Here is an 18,630-nt window from a genome sequence, read left to right as displayed (position 1 = left end):
CGAGCAGGCTCGCTCCCACACAGGATTGGTGCAAACCCACTATCATGCAGGGAACTCGGCCACCTGCGTTGTGGCCCAAGGCTCAGCTCATTCATCAGGATGCACACATGCAGGTAGAAAGCTTTTTCGAATGGCTCGGGCAGGCGCTCGGTTCAGTCATCCGTTTTATCGTCGACGGGCTCAGTGGGCTTTTCAATATTTTGAGCAATGCCGGCGGCAACTTCGTCGACGGGCTGGCGAAGACGCTGGGCATGGACACCTCGATCATCAGCATCATCGCGCTGATCGTCGGGCTGATGCTGCTGTGGTCGGCGATTCGCGCGTTCATGAATGCCTCGATCATTGCCGGGATCATCTGGTTGTTGCTGGGGTTGTGGTTGCTTAGCTGGATTATTCACTAACCCTTCAAGAGCCCCTCACCCTAGCCCTCTCCCGGAGGGAGAGGGGACTGACCGGGGTGTTTTCGAGAAGTACGCCGACTTGCGATACCGAGTCGAACACAGGTTTTAAAAGCGTCAGAGATCGGCTCCCTCTCCCTCCGGGAGAGGGCTGGGGTGAGGGTGGCTTCTACCGTTACAATGCCGCTCCCCCAAGGAGCCCGCATGTCCACTCTGATCGCCGACTGGCGCGACCGCCCGACTCACCGCAAGGTCTGGGCGCTTGCCGCGCCGATGATTCTTTCCAATATTTCCGTACCGCTGGTGGCGCTGGTCGACAGCACCGTCATCGGCCATTTGCCCCACGCCCATCAATTGGGCGCGGTGGCGGTCGGCGCCAGCCTCTATACCTTTCTCGCCTGGGCCATGGGCTTTCTGCGCATGGGCACCACCGGATTTGCCGCGCAGGCCGCCGGGCGCAGCGACGGCGCGGCGTTGCGGCAGATTCTGTTGCAAGGCTTGCTGCTGGCGATGGGGCTGGCACTGCTGCTTGGCACGCTGGGTGTGCCGCTGAGCGCAATTGCCCTGCACTTCATGCAACCGTCGGCGGAGCTGGATCAACTCACTCGTGATTTTTTCCACACCCGGCTGTTCGGCCTGCCGGCCGCGCTGGCCAGCTATGCGCTGGTCGGCTGGTTCCTCGGCACGCAAAACGCCCGGGCGCCACTGGCGATTCTGCTGACCACCAACCTGATCAATATCGCCCTCAACCTGTGGTTCGTCATCGGCCTGGACTGGGGTGTGGTCGGATCGGCGCGGGCCTCGGTGATTGCCGAATGGAGCGGTGCCCTCCTCGGCCTGTGGCTGACCCGCAAGGCGCTGCGGGCCTATCCGGGGCACATTGTCTGGGTGACATTGAGGGTTTGGCAGAGCTGGCGCCCACTGCTGGCGGTCAACCGCGACATATTCATCCGCAGTCTGGCGCTGCAATCGGTATTTTTTCTGATCACCGTGCAAGGCGCGCGACTGGGTGACGCCACGGTTGCCGCCAATGCGCTATTGCTCAATGGTTTGCTGCTGACAGCCCATGCCCTGGACGGTCTGGCCCACGCCATCGAGGCCTTGTGCGGGCACGCCATCGGTGCCCGTGATCGCCTGGGCTTGCGCCGCTCACTGGTGGTCGCCGGTGGCTGGTCACTGATCGCGAGCCTCGGCTTTGCCCTGTTGTTTGTACTGGCCGGGCATTTGTTCATCGAGATGCAGACCAACATCCAGAGCGTGCGCGATACCGCGTTCACCTACCTGCCCTACCTTGCGGTTTTGCCGTTGATTGCGGTCTGGAGCTACCTGCTCGACGGCCTGTTCATCGGCGCCACCCGCGCGCGGGAAATGCGCAACGGCATGCTCATCTCGGTGGTATTGCTCATGCCTTTTGCCTGGGCACTGCAAGGTCTGGGCAATCACGGTCTGTGGATAACCTTTCTTTTATTCATGGTGCTGCGTAGCCTGACCCTCGGAGCGCAAGCCTGGTGGCTCAAACGCAATGACGGCTGGTTCAGCGGCGCCGCTCACTGAATCGGCGTGTGCTTGATGAAACCGACCACTTGATCGAGCACTGGCGCCAGTCCCCGCAGTGGCCTCGACAGCGTCGCCACCAACGTAATGTGACTGGGCCGCGAGTAGTAAAGATCCTGCACCGACACCCCGACCTCGCGCATTTTTCGCGCCAGGCCAGCGGTGTTGCGCGCCGGGTCGACCAGATCATCCCTGCTCGCGGCGATGAGCAGCGCGGGGGGCGCACCGCGACTGACGTGGTTGATCGGCTGTGATTGCGGCGGTGAAAGCGGCCAGAAGAACACTGGACGCACATCAGGATTCTCGATCGGCAGAAAATCGTAGGGCCCGGCCAGACCGATCCAGCCGCGCAGATCCTTGGGAGACATTCCGACCGCGCCAAGCAGATTGGCGTCCAGGGCCAGCATTGCCGCGTTGTATCCACCAGAGCTGTGCCCCATCAGATACATCCGTTGTGCATTGCCGGAAAACTCGCGAATGTGCGCTCGGGTCCAGGCCACCGCTCGCGCGCTGTCCTCAAGAAACAGCGGATAACGCACCTGCGGATATAACCGGTAGTCCGCCACCACCACGACAATCCCACGAGACGCCAGCGCCTCGCCGACAAAGGTGTAGTCGTCGCGCGACCCACTGTTCCAACTGCCGCCGTAGAAAAACACCACCACCGGCGCATCGGCCAATGCGTGACGCGGTACATAGACATCAAGCTTCTGCCGGGGATCGTCGCCATAAGCGATACCCGTGGTCTTGTCGTACGTTTGACTGGGGGTCAGCGCATTGAGCACTTTCACTGGCGAACAGGCGCTCAGCGCCAACAGTAGAAGAGCGCCGGGCATCAAGCAGAGCCCCTTGCGAAAAAAACCTGCCATAGGCGCCGAACCTCACTTCAAGTTTGATCACCGCGCCACTGACGTCGCACATGCTCAAGCCGCTCCTGCTGAGTCAAGCCCTCCGGTGGCGGCACCAGCACGGCTCGCGGATGCAGCAAGCGTAGCCATAACCAGGCGTCGAGCACCGTGCGATCACTGAATCCCAACGCCAGACCTTGTTGAACATGGGAGGCCATCGCCGTGTAGTCGGTTCCCAGCGATTGACACCAGCGCCAGATATGCTGCTCCAACAGACAGGTTTGCAGGCGTTCGCGCTGACGGCGAGTGAGGCTTTCCTCGACGCTCAGGGGCTCGACAGCCAGCCCCGGATTGCGCAACTGCTGCCAGCCCTGACTGCCGATCGCACGGTCGGCCCACGTCCCGCCGAACCAGCGCAACTGGCGGATCGGCCCGAGCCAGCGACTCAGGTCCGCGGCATCACAGGCGTCGAAAAAATAGCTCGCGGTCTGACGGTTGTAATAACTGAGCAAAGCCCGATGACTCAGCCCGAAAGAAACCGTGAGCATGCACTGCAAATGACTCAGCAGATCCTGCGTCGACGCCTCGCTCGCGAGCAACAAACCCCGCCAGGTGTCCGGATCGCTGTAACACAACGACGCCAGTGCCGGACAACCGCGCAAGTCGACCAGCACCGGGCCGTATTCACAAACCGGTTCAAACTCAGTGCCGTCGAACAACCAGAACCGCTGCGCCTCGGCGAATCCCTGGCGCAAAATCGTCAATGCCCGCGTCGCATCCGGGCCATCGAGCAGCAACCACTGCGCTATCGGCTCGCGCGCCGCGCCACTCATGTTGCGCCGCTCTGTTCAAGCTTGGTCACTAGCCGACAACTGCACACGGCTTGCGCGCAGTGGCTGAAACTGCCGCCGCCGGGAATCAGGCACAACAGCAATAACGGTTCGCCAGAGGTCAGCAGTTGCTGCAAGCCTTGACTCACCAGCCTGTCCGGTAACGGTGGCTCATCGCGGATGTCCGCCCCAGCGACCGACGGCTGTAGCACGCCGCTGATCATCGGCTGATCCGGATCGCCTTCAAAGAAACTCACCACCACTTCGACACCCTCGCTCAGTGCCACCAACGGCGCGTCGACCAGGGCTGGTGCAAGTGGCAGCCAACAATGACTCGGCGCCGCCCCTTCGCCCTGATAAAGCCAGTCGAACTGCACCGCCACGGGCCTGAAGCAGTCGGGCTGCGGCTCATCCACCGTCACAACCCAGGCCCGTTGCAGGCTGTGCATGCGCAGTCGTGTCGGCAAAGTGGCCGGCAGGCACGACGGCAGTTGCAGTGTTGCAAACAGACGGTTGGCATAAGGACGGTCGAGCGATGGATCAGCGCTGTGCTCGATACGGGTCAGCAACCAATGGCGATTGCACTCGGCAAAAGGGTGCCCGGCCAATCGCAGCCAATAACCGCTGCGTAACGCCGCGAGATGACTGCAGCCTTCGGCACTGTGTGCCGGCCTTGCGTCTGACGGTGCGGACTGCAAGGTTTCCTGAAATTGCCAATGGCGCACGCCGGGGGACACGTTGTGACTATCGGGCTCGTCCCGATACAGCACGGTGCCAGCCAAGGGCAACTGTGTCGGATCATCACCGAATACCAGGCAATGCCGGTCGGGCCCGTGTTCGAAAAAGTAGTGAATTCGCGCCTGTGCACACAAGCGCTGGAGCAGTTGCAGATCGGATTCGCGGTATTGCGTACAGAACGTGCGGACGGGGTAATCGCCGTGCAATTCGAAGCGGCGCTGAGCGCCGATAATTCCGTGTTCCCTGAGCACCTGTTCGATGATCTGTGGCACCGAACAGCCACTGAAGATGCGCTGGCTGATACGCAATTCGAGACAGCCAAGTTTCGGCCCCAGACGGATCCGGCACAACCTTGAACCGTGCCCGTGTTCGTGCTGGACGAGGCTCTGCAATTGCCCGTGTACGCCCTCCCCCGACGCCCCGAAACACAGGAACGCCGAACGGTAAAGCAGGTCGGCAAGGTCCAGTTGCGGATCGTCGATCAACACATCGATCTCGAATGCAAAGGGCTCGCTCAGGGCTTCGCTACCGGTAAAGGCCAGAACTTCGAAAGGGTCGGACAGGCCCGCTACATCGAGACGAAACGAGGGCTCGTTGGCTTGATCGAACATAAGCGGATCTCTACAGGAGGGGCGGTCGGGGATTCTCGCCGAGAGCCATGGCCGAGTAGAGTGCCGAAGTACAACTTAGGAAATGACCTACGCGAAAAGCAGACCGGATGACTTTGCTGGCCGGGATCGGCAAGCATTTCGCGAAGATTTTGGGATGTATCCCACCGAGTCATCTGAATTTTCCACAACTGGTGGGAACATTTCAGACAACTCGGTGAAGATCGCCACCTGACCTCAGGAAGACAGGTAGGAGGAGCGGGTCAGGCCCAGACGCAAGGCATCGAGAAATTGCGTGCGCTCGCTGGCACTGATGCGGGCACTGGCGCACTTGTCGCGGTAGTGAGTCATCAGTTCTTCCGGCGACAAGTGCACATAACGCAGCATGTCTTCGATGGTGTCGTGGGTCTCGATGCCGGCGTGGTACACGCTGCCATCGGCGTTCTGGTAGATGTTCACCGAGTCGGTGTCACCGAACAGGTTGTGCATGTCGCCGAGGATTTCCTGATAGGCGCCCACGAGGAATACGCCCAGCAGGTAGTCTTCGCCTTCATTCAAACCGTGTACCGGCAGGCTGGTTTCGATGCTCTGCTCGTCGACGTACTGGTTGATCTTGCCGTCAGAGTCGCAGGTCAGGTCTTGCAGCACCGCGCGGCGCAGCGGCTCTTCATCGAGACGGTGCAGCGGGATGATCGGCAGCACCTGATCAATCGCCCAGGTGTCCGGCAGGCTCTGGAACACCGAGAAGTTGCAGATGTACTTGTCGGCCAGCTTGTCGTTGAGCTCGTCGAGCACCTGGCGGTGCGACCGCTGACGCGCTTTCAGCGAGTTGTGCAGGCGACGGCACACCGCGAAGTAGCACTGCTCGGCCAAGGCTTTTTCGGCCAAGGTCAGTTTGCCGTCGGCGTACTGCGCGGCCACGTCGCTCATGTAGTGCGTGGCGCGCCAGTAGGTTTCGGTGACCATTTCGATGTCGGTCGGGCCGAGCAGATCAACCAGCCACTGCACGGTCTCCGGCAGCGCTTCCTTGTTTTCGATCTGCGGGATTTCGTCGTTGTGCTTCTCGACGTCGGTCACCTGCACCACCAGCATCGCGTGGTGCGCAGTCAGCGAACGGCCGCTTTCGGAGAAGATGTGCGGATGCGGCAGGGCCTGCGCGTCGCAGAACTCCTTGAGCATACCGACCACGACACCGGCGTAATCGTCCATGTCGTAGTTGATCGAGCTGGCGTTGCGCGAGTGCGTACCGTCGTAGTCGACACCCAGACCGCCACCAACGTCGATGTGATCGACCGGCAGACCGAGGTTGCGCAGTTCGCCGTAGTAACGGATCGCTTCCTTGAAGCCGTGCTGATAGTCAGCCAGGTTGGCAATCTGCGAGCCCATGTGGAAGTGCAGCAGGCGGATGCCTTGATCCAGGCCCGCCGCGCGGAAGCGCTCGACCACCGAGAGCAGTTGCGCCGCCGACAGACCGAACTTGGATTTCTCACCGCCGGTGTCGGCCCACTTCGACGACGCCAGCGACGACAGACGCACGCGCAGGCCGACCTGTGGCTTGACCTTCAGCGAGGCGGCTTCTTCGATCACCAGACCGACTTCGGATTCTTTCTCGATCACGATGAAGACGTTATGGCCGAGCTTTTGGCCCATCAGCGCCAGACGGATGAACTCACGGTCCTTGTAACCGTTGCAAACGATGGTGCCGCCCTTCGGCGCCAGCGCCAGCACGGCCAGCAGCTCAGGCTTGGAGCCGGCTTCAAGACCGATGGAAACATCCTGAGTGGCGATGATGTTCTCGATCACCGCTTCTTGCTGGTTAACCTTGATCGGGTACAGCGCGGTGTATTTGCTCTGGTATTCCAGGCGCTCGATGTTCGCATCGAAGGCACCGGTCAACTGGCGGACACGGTCTTGCAGGATATCGGGGAAACGAACCAGCAACGGCAAGGACAAACCGCTTTTGCGCAGTTGGTCGACTTGCTCGAACAGGTCGATAGGCGAGCTGCTCGGTCCGTTCGGACGAACTTCGACGCGACCGGCGTCATTGATCGCGAAATACCCGGCCCCCCAATGGCGAATCCCGTAAACACTGCGGCTGTCCGCAACTGTCCATTGGCTGCCATCGTCTTTGCGTGTGCGTCGTACGGACATCGAAGTCCCCTATAAAGAAGTCATAGTGCGTCGCCTGATCGCAGGCCGGCGCAGTCTAAAGTATGAAAATGACGGTTCGTCAGTGCGGCGGTAGACCGCACTGACTGCGTGGAGTTTAGAAACCGGTCATGAACAGGCTCTGTGAAAACCATGGAGACGACGCCGGTTCTGAAGTGTTTCAGCGCCGGATCAAGCCGCAGATGGATTTCACAGAGGCTGCTAGCCGCCGGACTTCTTCGCTTTGAAACCGTGCTTGATCAGCTCAGCCAAGAGTAGCTCGACATGATCGCCCTGGATTTCGATGATGCCGTCTTTCAACGCCCCGCCAGTGCCGCAACGTTTCTTCAACGTTGTCGCCAACTCTTTGAGCGCGTCTTCGGCCAGCGGCACGCCGGTGATGGTGGTCACCGTCTTGCCGCCACGGCCCTTGCTCTCGCGACGCACGCGGGCAATGCCGTCGCCGGCCGGGATCACGGTTTGTTTGCAGATACAGGCGTCCACCGGCTGACTGCATTCCGGGCAATGACGACCTGCGTCGGTGGAAAATACCAGGCCACCTAAGGCGGCGAAGGATGCGGCTTTTTTGGCCACCGGCAATCCTCTTGGGAGGACAAAGACTGATCGCGACCTTGGGCAAGGTCATCGACCGCGAAGCCCCACTCAGGCAGGGGCAGCGCTACTGCACCGAAGCTTCAATAAAGCAGGACGGTACAGCTTGAAAAGGTCGCGCAGTGTAACGGCAAAAATCCCGATTGCTAAGTGCCAATCGGCGCCAATTTATGTGTTCTTTGCGACGTCGCGCTGTTGAGCCTTGAGATAGCGCTTGAGCGCTGCCAGAGAGTCCGGGCAATAAGGCTTCTGCTGGATTTCCTGCATGACCTGCTCGACCGGAATAAACCGCGCTTCCAGCACTTCTTCAGGCTGCAGTTTCAGCGGGCCGTCCCATACGGCGGAAAACGCCGAACACCACAGGCGGTTGCCGGTGTCTTCGAAGTAGAAATGGTCATGGGCAGTCAACTCTACGCCGCTGACACCCAACTCCTCTTCCAGCTCACGGGCTGCCGACTCGGCGTAGCTCTCATCTGCCTGCACCATGCCGCCTGCCGCGACGTCCCAGAAACCGGGATAAATCGCCTTGCTCAACGTGCGCCGGTGTACGCAAAGATCACCGGCGGAATTGAACAGCATGATGTAGGTGCCACGTCCGATCAGCCCGCGCTCACGCAAATCGGCACGCACCAGCGCGCCGAGCAGGTTGTCCTGCTCGTCGACCCAGGCGATCTGTTCGGCATCCGAGGCGGCGCGATGGGCCGCCTCTTTGGCGTTCTGGCTCATGAATCAGCCCTGATTGAGCAGTTGACGCAAATCGATCACAGCGGCATTGGCCCGGGAAATATAGTTGGCCATGACCAGCGAGTGGTTGGCCAGCACACCGAAACCGCTACCGTTAAGAATCATCGGGCTCCAGACCGGCTCCTGCGAGGCTTCCAGTTCACGGATGATCTGACGCACGCTGACCGTGGCGTTCTTTTTCGCCAATACATCGGCGAAGTCGACTTCGATGGCGCGCAGCAGATGCGACAGCGCCCAGGCCTGACCGCGTGCTTCGTAGAACACGTTGTCGATCTGCATCCACGGAGTCTCGACGACTTCTTCGTCAACCTGCGGTACTTCGCCGATCGCCGGCACTTCAGTTTTCAGCGCGGTATTGAGTTTGACCCGGCCAACGCTGGCCGACAGGCGTTGCGACAGTGAGCCGAGACGAGTGCCGACATCGCCGAGCCAGTTGTTCAGGTTGTCGGCGCGGGCATAGAACAGCGCGTTTTTCTGGGTAGGATCAGACAGGCGAGCCTGATAGCGGCTCAGCGAGTTGATGCCTTCCTGATATTCCGACTCACTCGACGGCAAGATCCAGCTCTTGTTGTCGAAGTTGAAGCGCGGTTCGGCCTTGGCCAGATCGGCATCTTCCGCCGACTGCGATTGCGAACGGGCAAAGTCTTTGCGCAAAGCGCGGGTCAGGTCACGTACCTGCACCAGCACGCCGTATTCCCAGCTTGGCGTGTTGTCCATCCACAGGCCCGGCGGGAAGCGGTCGTTGGAAATGTAGCCGCCCGGCTTGTTGAGCAAGGTGCCGGCGACGGTCTTCAGGGTTTCGACCGTGGTGTAGCCGATCACCATCTGCTTGCCTTCTTTCTCGGCAGCCACTTGCGCGTTTTGTGCGACCGGAAACAGCGCCGGCTCCTGGCTCCAGTACCAGCCAAGGCCAATGGTCACCAGCAGATAAATGCCGATCAGCGTGGCCAGGGCACGACTGAAGAGCAGCCCGCCAACATAGCTGCGGGTGGCCGACTTGGGCTCGGCGGCACGTTCAGGCGCGCTGCCCGCGCGGTTTTTCCAGTCCAGCATGGCGATATCCTTTCAAATCTTGGGTTCAACGGTTCGACCACAACCATACAACAACGTGCCAGAGCCGGGCACCCGCGCGTAAAGATAAGCCGCAATTCGTATGGCCGAATGACGCTTCGACGATGACTAAGGGAATCCCCGATGCCCACGCTTAAGCCCATCGGATTGAAAACCATCGCAAAGGATATTCAGCGCATGGATAAAAGCACGACAGCCCCGTCATCCTGAACGCCCTGCTTAGTCAAGGAGTGCCCGGCCTACGGAGAATTGTCAGACGCCAAGGTCAAAAACAAAACCACTCGGTCAGAAACTGAATGGTGACGCATTGCAGATTATTGACGTACGACACTCGTCTAAGGGAAAAGAGGTGCTAGCATAGAGCCACCAGTCGATCTCAGCATGCAGCCTAACTAGTAGTCAGGATATGACCGAGCCAGAAGACCCCAGCCGCGAGCGCCTCAAGCACCATTTTGCCCAGCGGGTAATTCATCAGGCGCGTCAGATTCTTGAGATATGGCAGCGCCTGCAACGCAATGAGTGGTCCACTGTCGACCTCGCCGAACTGAGCGAGGCCAACTTGCGCCTGCTGCGATTTGCCGAGCGCTTCGAACAGCCCGAACATACTCAACTCGCGAGCCACATCAGCCAATCGCTGGAAGCGGTGGATGCCAATCGCGGACGCCTCAGCAGCGGCCTGATCACCGACCTCAATCGCTTGATGCAGCGCTTGTCGCGCACTGGCCTGCGCCACGGCGATCAACTCGACCAGACCTTCCTGCCGCCGCTGCGCAAACCGATTTACGTGATGCTGCAGGATCACGACCGCGCCGAGCGGCTGGCCAAGCAACTGGAGTTTTTTGGCCTGAGCGCGCAAGCGCTGGACAGCGTCTCGGCGTTTCGCTCCTCGATGGTCGAGCGCCTACCGGCCGCGATCGTCATGGACGTGGATTTCAGCGGCGCCGGCATCGGCCTGAAACTCGCCGCCGAAGCCCAGGTCGGCCTGGAAGAACCGCTGCCGCTGCTGTTCTTCAGCCTGCACGAAACCGACACGCCAACCCGTCTCGCCGCCGTTCGCGCCGGCGGCCAGGAATTCCTCACCGGCACCCTCGAAGCGTCGAGCCTGCTGGAGAAAATCGAAGTCCTCACCTGCGTCGCCCAGTACGAACCTTATAAAGTGCTGATCATCGACGACTCACGTGCGCAGGCCTTGCACACCGAGCGCCTGCTCAACAGCGCCGGAATCGTCACCCGCACGTTGATCGAGCCGATTCAGGCGATGGCCGAACTGGCCGATTTCCAGCCCGACCTGATCATCCTCGACATGTACATGCCGGCCTGCACCGGCACCGAACTGGCCAAGGTAATTCGCCACAACGACCGTTATGTCAGCGTGCCGATCATCTATCTGTCGGCCGAGGACGATCTGGACAAGCAGCTCGACGCCATGAGCGAGGGCGGCGACGACTTCCTGACCAAACCGATCAAGCCGCGTCACCTGATCACTACCGTGCGCAACCGCGCCGCCCGCGCACGCAACCTCAAAGCACGGATGGTCCGCGACAGCCTCACCGGTCTATACAACCACACACATATTCTGCAATTGCTCGAAGACTGCTCGTTCCGCGCCCGCCGTGAGAACAAGCCGTTGAGCTTTGCGATGCTCGACATCGACCATTTCAAACGGGTCAACGACAGCCACGGCCACCCCATGGGTGACCGCGTGATCAAGAGCCTTGCGCTGTTTCTCAAGCAGCGCTTGCGCAAGTCCGATTTCATCGGCCGTTACGGCGGTGAAGAATTCGCCATCGTCATGCCCGACACCGATATAGAAGCCGCACACAAAGTGCTCGATGAAATTCGCCAGCGCTTCGCCGAAATCCATTACCCGGCGCAGCCGCAGGATTTGTGGTGCACCTTCAGCGCCGGCGTGGTGGAAATGTACGATGACTGCGACAGCCTGATGATGGCCAGTCAGGCCGACGAAGCGCTGTACCGCGCCAAGGGTGCCGGACGCAATCGCGTGCAGACCGCGCGCGACTCAAAGCAAAGTGCCACTTTTTCATCGGACTCCACTGATTCGGTCATAACCCTGTAACAGAACCGCAATAAATTCAGGCGCTTACCATTTCTGCCGTTGGTAGCCGTCATGCGCCTGAAGTTGCTCACCAATCTCAATACGCTGCTGCTGGTCGCCGTGTGCCTGGCACTCGGCGCCACGCTGTGGTGGTCGCAAAAAGCTCTGGAGCGCCCGTATCTGTTGATGGAGCGTTACCTGGGGCTGTCGCAGCAATTTCAGAACGAGGTGGCACGCAATGTCGAGGACTACCTCGCCAGCGGCGACGCCTTGCGCCTGAGCAGCGCCAGTCAGGCCATCGACGCCTTGCAGAAGGAACTCGGTGAATTGCCCCCGGCGCTGGCCGACACTCTGCGCCCGAGCCTGTCGGGCCTTGATGAATTCAGCAAGACCGACCTGCTCGCTGCCGGCAAACTGGCCGGTGATCCGCAGGCCTTGCTGTTGCAGGCCGAGCGCGAACTGAGCGCCAGCCTCGATCAGCTCAGCACTTATGCCAACGGTAACGCGGCTTATCTGGCACCGCTGCTCGCCGCTTCGCAGCATTTGGGCAAACTGTCGCTGGCGCGGGACAAACTGGTCAGCAGCGGGCGCAGTGAGCTGGCCGCCGATGTTGAGCGCGAGGTCAGCAACATCCGCTCGCAGGCTCAAGCGATTGATGCCCTGCCCCTGCTCGGCGTTGTGGCCAAGAGTGAATCGGGCAGCGACGATTTCGCGGCGATGATGGGCATCGAGAACACCGAAAAAACTGTCTCGGAAGATGCTGGCGTCGGTCTCAAACGTGAACTCAACAGTTTGCTTGGCCGCTACCCGGCAGAGCTTGCACGCACGCGCGATCAGATCCAGAAACGCACCGACCTGAGCACTGCCACTCACCAGAAAATCGCCGCTGTGCAACAAGCCATTGCCGGACTGGAGCCGGTCGTGCGCGCTCAGCACGGGCAGATTCAAGGCGAAGTGCGGCTGATGCAGGGCGTGATGATCGGTTTGATTCTGCTGATCGCGCTACTGATCGACACCTTGCAGCGGCGTCTCTCGCGCACCCTGACCAATCTCGCTCCGGCGCTTTCAACCTGGGCCGAGGGCGATTTCAGTCGCGACATTCATCTGGGCAAAACCAACCGAGAACTGCACGACATCGAAGCCTCGCTCAACCGCTTGCGCGCCTATCTGGTGGATCTGGTCGGGACCATTCGTGGCAATGCCGAACAAGTCGCGGGCAGCAGCCGCACGCTTGCCGAGCTGAGCAGCGACTTGCACAGCGGCGCTGAACACCAGGCCGGCGATACTGCGCTGATCCGCGATTCCCTCGGCGAACTTGAAGCGACAATCCAGCAAGTGGCCGGTGATGCACAGCAGGCAGCAGACGCCAGCCGTCATGCCGGGCTGGCGGTCGAGCATGGCCAAGCGGTGATCGGCCAAAGCCTGACCGGCCTGCATGCCTTGGTCGGTGAAGTACAAGGCAACGCGCAAATGATCGAGCATCTGGCCGAGGAGTCGGCGACCATTGGTGGCGTATTGACGGTGATTCGCTCGATTGCCGATCAAACCAACCTGCTGGCGCTGAACGCGGCGATCGAAGCGGCGCGTGCCGGGGAAATGGGTCGAGGATTTGCCGTGGTGGCTGAAGAAGTGCGCTCGCTGGCACAACGTACAGCCGGCGCAACGGCCGAGATTCAAACCTTGATTGCCGGCCTGCAAACCGCCGCCCGACAATCAGTCGAAGGCATGCGCGCGCAGGTCGAGCACGCCGAAGCCACGGCCAATCAGGCGCAAGCGGCGGACGGTGCGCTGGATAAAATTGTCGGTGCGATCCAGACCATTTCCGACACGGCCATCCGCATTGCCGACGTTACGGCGCAACAAAGTGGCGCGGTCAGCGAGATTCGCGATCACAGTGAGCGAATTCATCAGTTGGGTGGGGATAATCTGGTGCGTATCGGTCGTGGGCGTGAACAGGGTGAGAATCTGCTGGTATTGGGCGGGCAATTGCATACAGCCGTACAGGCATTCCGCGTCTGATGAGCCGCCTTCGCGAGCAAGCTCGCTCCCACAGGGGGTATGCGTTCCAGTGTGGGAGCGAGCTTGCTCGCGAAGGGGCCCGCCTCATCACCACAAGTGACCGGATCAAATCACTCGGTCACATATTTCGCGCAAACATCGGCCATCGTGCTGGCTATTGCATAGAACTGGACAGTCACAAAGTCTTTGCGGCATAGTCGCCGGGTTCTGACGATTGCTCACTCATAACAAGGACTACGCAGATGGCAACCCTACTGGTGCTGCACGGCCCCAACCTGAACCTGCTCGGCACCCGCGAACCCGGCACCTACGGTTCAACGACCCTGGCGCAGATCAATCAGGATCTGGAGCGTCGCGCCCGTGAAGCCGGCCATCATCTGCTGTATCTGCAAAGCAATGCCGAGTACGAATTGATCGACCGCATCCACGCTGCGCGTGGCGAAGGTGTCGATTTCATTCTGATCAATCCAGCAGCTTTTACACACACAAGTGTCGCATTACGTGACGCGTTGCTGGGAGTGAGCATCCCATTCATCGAAGTGCACTTGTCCAACGTGCACAAACGCGAACCTTTCCGCCATCACTCTTACTTCTCCGACGTAGCGGTGGGAGTGATCTGCGGCCTTGGCGCCAGCGGTTACCGACTGGCCCTGGAGGCTGCACTAGAACAGCTTGAAACACAGGCAACGACTTGAACTACAAGCGTTAAGCGCCCCTGACCGACCCTTGGGAGTTGATGATTCATGGATATCCGTAAAGTTAAGAAACTGATCGAATTGCTGGAAGAGTCCGGCATCGACGAGCTCGAGATCAAGGAAGGCGAAGAGTCCGTACGCATCAGCCGTCACAGCAAGACCCCGGCTCAGCAGTACTACGCACCAGCGCCGATGCAAGCGCCGGCCGCCGCACCTGTTGCAGCTGCTCCAGTTGCTGCAGCAGCCCCGGCTGCCGCTGCTGCCCCTGCGCTGAACGGCACTGTTGCCCGTTCGCCGATGGTCGGCACCTTCTACCGTAAATCTTCGCCAACCTCGCCGTCCTTCGTTGAAGTCGGCCAGACCGTGAAGAAAGGCGACACTCTGTGCATCGTCGAAGCCATGAAGATGATGAACCACATCGAAGCTGAAACCAGCGGTGTGATCGAGTCCATCCTCGTCGAAGACGGCCAGCCGGTTGAGTACGACCAACCGCTGTTCACCATCGTTTGAACTGCGGAGAGCCTTTGATGACTGCGAAGTTGGAAAAAGTTCTGATCGCTAACCGCGGTGAGATCGCCCTGCGGATTCTGCGTGCCTGCAAAGAGATGGGCATCAAGACCGTCGCCGTTTACTCCAAGGCCGACAAAGAGCTGATGCACCTGGGTCTGGCAGACGAATCCGTCTGCATCGGCCCGGCGTCTGCCGCTCAGTCCTACCTGCACATCCCGGCCATCATCGCGGCCGCCGAAGTGACTGGCGCCACCGCTATTCACCCAGGCTACGGTTTCCTCGCGGAAAACGCCGATTTTGCCGAGCAGGTCGAGAACTCCGGCTTCGCTTTCATCGGCCCGAAAGCCGAAACCATCCGCCTGATGGGCGACAAGGTTTCGGCCAAGCACGCGATGATCGAAGCAGGCGTACCGACCGTTCCAGGCTCCGATGGCCCGCTGCCGGAAGACGAAGAAACGGCGCTGCGCATTGGTCGTGAAGTCGGCTACCCGGTGATCATCAAAGCCGCTGGCGGCGGCGGTGGTCGCGGCATGCGCGTCGTGCACAAGGAAGAAGACCTGATCGCCTTCGCCAAACTGACCCGCACCGAAGCTGGCGCGGCGTTCGGCAACCCGATGGTCTATCTGGAAAAGTTCCTGACCAACCCGCGCCACGTCGAAGTGCAAGTGCTGTCCGACGGCCAGGGCCACGCCATCCATCTGGGCGACCGCGATTGCTCGCTGCAACGTCGTCACCAGAAAGTTCTCGAAGAAGCGCCGGCACCGGGCATCGACGAGAAGGCGCGCGAAGAAGTGCTGGCCCGCTGCGTCAAGGCGTGCATCGACATCGGTTACCGTGGCGCCGGTACGTTCGAGTTCCTGTACGAGAACGGTCGTTTCTACTTCATCGAAATGAACACCCGTGTTCAGGTGGAGCACCCGGTTTCGGAAATGGTCACCGGTATCGACATCGTCAAGGAGATGCTCAGCATCGCCGCTGGCAACAAGCTGTCGTTCACGCAGGATGACGTGGTAATCCGCGGTCACTCGCTGGAATGCCGGATCAACGCTGAAGACCCGAAAACCTTCATGCCGAGCCCGGGCACGGTCAAGCATTTCCACGCGCCAGGCGGTAACGGCGTTCGCGTCGATTCGCACCTGTACAGCGGGTATGCGGTTCCACCGAACTACGACTCGCTGATCGGCAAGCTGATCACTTACGGCGCGACCCGCGACGAAGCCATGGCTCGCATGCGCAATGCCCTGGACGAAATCGTGGTTGACGGGATCAAGACCAACATCCCGCTGCACCGTGATCTGGTTCGTGACGAAGGCTTCTGCAAGGGTGGTGTGAACATTCACTACCTCGAGCACAAGCTGGCTGCCGAGAAGCACTAAGCTTCGAGCCTGCACCAGACAAAGCCGCCTTCGGGCGGCTTTGTTGTTTCTGCAGGTTTCACAAATCCCTTGCGGGAATGGTGTTTCAAGTCACTCCCACAAAAGCTTTGCGCTCGCGTAAACTTGCGCGCTTCTTGCCGGCCGCTAGGCTGCAATCAATATTTTTCAAAGGTGCCCGCCATGCCTTGGCTGCAAGTACGTCTCGCCATCAGCCCGGAACAAGCCGAAACCTACGAAGACGCTTTCCTTGAAGTGGGCGCCGTATCGGTGACGTTCATGGACGCCGAAGATCAGCCGATCTTCGAGCCGGAACTCAACACCACCCCGCTGTGGGCACACACCCACCTGCTGGCGCTGTTCGAAGGCGGCACCGAACCGGCACCGGTTCTGGCCCACCTGGAACTGCTGACCGGCAGTCCGCTGCCTGAGCATCACAGCGAAGTCATCGAAGATCAGGACTGGGAACGCAGCTGGATGGATGGCTTCCAGCCGATGCGTTTCGGCCAGCGCCTGTGGATCGTACCGAGCTGGCACGCCGCACCTGAGCCAGATGCAGTCAACCTGCTGCTGGACCCGGGCCTGGCGTTCGGCACCGGCACCCACCCAACCACCGCACTGTGCCTGGAATGGCTCGACGGTCAGGACCTGAAAGACTGCAATGTGCTCGACTTCGGCTGCGGTTCGGGGATTCTGGCGATTGCCGCCCTGCTGCTCGGCGCCAAGGAAGCCGTCGGCACCGACATCGACGTGCAGGCGCTGGAAGCCTCCCGCGACAACGCCGGTCGCAATAACATTGCCGACGAACTGTTCCCGCTGTACCTGCCGGAAGATCTGCCGCAGGTTCAAGCTGATGTGCTGGTCGCCAACATTCTGGCCGGCCCGCTGGTTTCGCTGGCGCCGCAACTGTCCGGCCTGGTGAAATCCGGTGGCCGGTTGGCGCTGTCGGGCATCCTCGCTGAACAAGGTGATGAAGTCGCTGCCGCGTATGCGCAGGACTTCGATCTCGACCCGATCGCCAATCGCGATGGCTGGGTGCGCATCACCGGCCGTCGGCGTTAATATGAGCGCCTGCATAATCCGGATCGCCGCATGACCGACAGTTTCGTCACCCAGTGCCCGCATTGCCAAACCAGTTTCCGCGTCAGCCATGCTCAATTGAGCGTGGCCCGCGGGGTGGTTCGCTGCGGCTCCTGCCTGCAAGTGTTCAACGCCGCCAAACAGCTGCTGGAACAACACGCCGGCAAGGACGTGGTGACGCCGGTTGCGCCACTCATTCCCGCGTTGCCTGACGAAGTGCCGACGGCCGTTGAGCCGCCGCCCATCGTCGAGCAACCCGAGACGCGCGCCATCAGCCAAAAGCAATGGAACGCCTCGGCACTTGATCTCGACAGCCTTGATCTGGACGAAGAGCTCGCACGTCTCGAACAACGGGAAATCCAGCCTGCCACCGAGCTCGGACGCGCGCGCGAAGACTCCCTGAGTGCTCGTCGCGACAGCCCGGAGCCGGACGATGCCGCGTGGCCTGACAGCCTGTTCAGCGAACCCGCCGATGAGCGGCTGCCTGAGCCGGAACATGAGCCGCAGATCGACGACATTGAACCGGTCAACCCCGAGCGCACCGAGCCTTCGCTGTCACTGGAGCCGGTGGATCTGGATGACGAACCGGCGATCCCGCATCTGCGCCTGCACGACCCGATCGACCCGAATGCCCGCCGCGAACGCTTGTCAGCCAGCGACGAAAGCGCTGACGACGACTTGCCATCGATCGAACCGCTGCGCAAAAAACGTGAGCGCGCAGAACCCGGCGTACGCGCCGAAGTCCTGCAAGACCTGACCGACGACCCGTTGCAACTGGACTGGCAGAAACGCCGCTCGCCGTGGGGTCGGCGCTTGCTTTGGCTGGTGTTGGTCTTGCTGGCGGCAGGCGGGCTCGCTGCCCAATACATCTCTTATCATTTCGATGAACTGGCCCGGCAGGATCAATACCGCCCGTGGTTCCAGCAAATCTGCCCGCAGATCGGCTGCACGGTGCCGTCCAAAGTGGACATCGCCCGGATCAAGAGCAGCAACCTGGTGGTACGCAGTCACCCGGAGTTCAACGGCGCACTGGTGGTCGACGCGATCATTTATAACCGCGCGACATTCTCTCAGCCTTTTCCATTACTGGAACTGCGCTTTGCCGACCTCAACGGACACCTGATCGCCAGTCGCCGCTTTAAACCCGGCGAGTACCTCAAAGGAGACCTGGAAGGCTTGGCGGAAATGCCGCCGCAGACGCCTATCCACATTGCGCTGGACATCCTCGATCCAGGCCCGAAGGCGGTGAACTACAGCCTGAGTTTCCACTCGCCCGAGTGAGTCGCTTCATCGTTTCTGAATTGACGACGTTTTTCTGACTTTGCCACCCACAACCAAACCTGTGG

The 18,630-nt window shown here is 60.5% G+C and carries 16 protein-coding genes; 9 read left to right on the top strand and 7 right to left on the bottom strand.

The window, feature by feature from the left end; translation table 11 throughout:
* Positions 1–107 precede the first annotated feature (107 nt).
* Together HUW52_RS04370 and HUW52_RS04365 are read left to right on the top strand one after the other, a co-directional pair.
* Positions 108–401, top strand: coding sequence for a hypothetical protein (locus HUW52_RS04370; protein ID WP_007914623.1), 294 nt, complete (start codon positions 108–110; stop codon positions 399–401).
* A 201-nt stretch (positions 402–602) separates the two neighbouring features.
* Positions 603–1,952, top strand: coding sequence for an MATE family efflux transporter (locus HUW52_RS04365; protein ID WP_175553058.1), 1,350 nt, complete (start codon positions 603–605; stop codon positions 1,950–1,952).
* On the opposite strand, the gene HUW52_RS04360 is transcribed toward HUW52_RS04365, so the two are convergent.
* The 7 genes from HUW52_RS04360 to HUW52_RS04330 form a co-directional block, all read right to left on the bottom strand.
* Positions 1,946–2,821 carry an alpha/beta hydrolase gene (locus HUW52_RS04360; RefSeq protein WP_175553057.1) on the bottom strand — a complete coding sequence of 292 codons (876 nt, stop codon included), beginning with the start codon at positions 2,819–2,821 and terminating at the stop codon, positions 1,946–1,948. The two genes, HUW52_RS04365 and HUW52_RS04360, sit on opposite strands and share 7 nt — an antisense overlap.
* Before the next feature lie 17 nt (positions 2,822–2,838).
* Positions 2,839–3,633: a DUF4123 domain-containing protein gene (locus tag HUW52_RS04355; protein ID WP_016984931.1), complete on the bottom strand. Its 795-nt coding sequence runs from the start codon at positions 3,631–3,633 to the stop codon at positions 2,839–2,841.
* Positions 3,630–4,979: a type VI secretion system Vgr family protein gene (locus tag HUW52_RS04350; protein ID WP_016984930.1), complete on the bottom strand. Its 1,350-nt coding sequence runs from the start codon at positions 4,977–4,979 to the stop codon at positions 3,630–3,632. The genes HUW52_RS04355 and HUW52_RS04350 overlap by 4 nt, the downstream gene beginning before the upstream one ends.
* A 234-nt stretch (positions 4,980–5,213) precedes the next feature.
* Entirely contained in the window at positions 5,214–7,127 is a 1,914-nt protein-coding gene (gene speA / locus HUW52_RS04345; RefSeq protein ID WP_007914615.1) for an arginine decarboxylase, read from the bottom strand.
* Positions 7,128–7,346: 219 nt separating this feature from the next.
* Entirely contained in the window at positions 7,347–7,718 is a 372-nt protein-coding gene (locus HUW52_RS04340) for a translation initiation factor Sui1 (protein ID WP_016984929.1), read from the bottom strand.
* A 186-nt stretch (positions 7,719–7,904) separates the two neighbouring features.
* Positions 7,905–8,462 (bottom strand): NUDIX hydrolase, encoded by a 558-nt coding sequence (locus HUW52_RS04335; protein ID WP_016984928.1) that lies wholly within the window; start codon positions 8,460–8,462, stop codon positions 7,905–7,907.
* 3 nt (positions 8,463–8,465) lie between these two features.
* The gene (locus HUW52_RS04330) at positions 8,466–9,533 is read right to left on the bottom strand and encodes a DUF2333 family protein (RefSeq protein WP_016984927.1); all 1,068 of its coding nucleotides are present in this window, start codon (positions 9,531–9,533) and stop codon (positions 8,466–8,468) included.
* Positions 9,534–9,957: 424 nt separating this feature from the next.
* Here HUW52_RS04330 and gcbA point away from each other — a divergent pair, with 424 nt between their 5' ends.
* The 7 genes from gcbA (at position 9,958) to HUW52_RS04295 (ending at position 18,565) form a co-directional block, all read left to right on the top strand.
* Complete coding sequence (gene gcbA, locus HUW52_RS04325) at positions 9,958–11,628, top strand: diguanylate cyclase GcbA (RefSeq protein ID WP_175553056.1); 1,671 nt, start codon at positions 9,958–9,960, stop codon at positions 11,626–11,628.
* A 1,449-nt stretch (positions 11,629–13,077) separates the two neighbouring features.
* Positions 13,078–13,626 (top strand): methyl-accepting chemotaxis protein, encoded by a 549-nt coding sequence (locus HUW52_RS30665; RefSeq protein ID WP_371929255.1) that lies wholly within the window; start codon positions 13,078–13,080, stop codon positions 13,624–13,626.
* A gap of 242 nt (positions 13,627–13,868) precedes the next feature.
* On the top strand, positions 13,869–14,321 hold the full coding sequence (gene aroQ, locus HUW52_RS04315) for a type II 3-dehydroquinate dehydratase (RefSeq protein ID WP_007914604.1): 453 nt from the start codon (positions 13,869–13,871) through the stop codon (positions 14,319–14,321).
* 48 nt (positions 14,322–14,369) lie between these two features.
* Positions 14,370–14,831 carry an acetyl-CoA carboxylase biotin carboxyl carrier protein gene (gene accB / locus HUW52_RS04310; RefSeq protein WP_007914603.1) on the top strand — a complete coding sequence of 154 codons (462 nt, stop codon included), beginning with the start codon at positions 14,370–14,372 and terminating at the stop codon, positions 14,829–14,831.
* A 17-nt stretch (positions 14,832–14,848) separates the two neighbouring features.
* Complete coding sequence (gene accC / locus HUW52_RS04305) at positions 14,849–16,207, top strand: acetyl-CoA carboxylase biotin carboxylase subunit (RefSeq protein WP_016984924.1); 1,359 nt, start codon at positions 14,849–14,851, stop codon at positions 16,205–16,207.
* Between the two features lie 180 nt (positions 16,208–16,387).
* Positions 16,388–17,266, top strand: coding sequence for a 50S ribosomal protein L11 methyltransferase (prmA, locus tag HUW52_RS04300; RefSeq protein ID WP_016984923.1), 879 nt, complete (start codon positions 16,388–16,390; stop codon positions 17,264–17,266).
* A gap of 30 nt (positions 17,267–17,296) precedes the next feature.
* Positions 17,297–18,565 carry a DUF3426 domain-containing protein gene (locus tag HUW52_RS04295; RefSeq protein ID WP_016984922.1) on the top strand — a complete coding sequence of 423 codons (1,269 nt, stop codon included), beginning with the start codon at positions 17,297–17,299 and terminating at the stop codon, positions 18,563–18,565.
* The last annotated feature ends 65 nt before the right edge of the window (positions 18,566–18,630 follow it).

It is taken from the genome of Pseudomonas sp. 43A (genome assembly GCF_013363935.1).
GTDB lineage: Bacteria > Pseudomonadota > Gammaproteobacteria > Pseudomonadales > Pseudomonadaceae > Aquipseudomonas > Aquipseudomonas crudilactis.
This window is presented reverse-complemented; position numbering and strand designations above follow the sequence as displayed.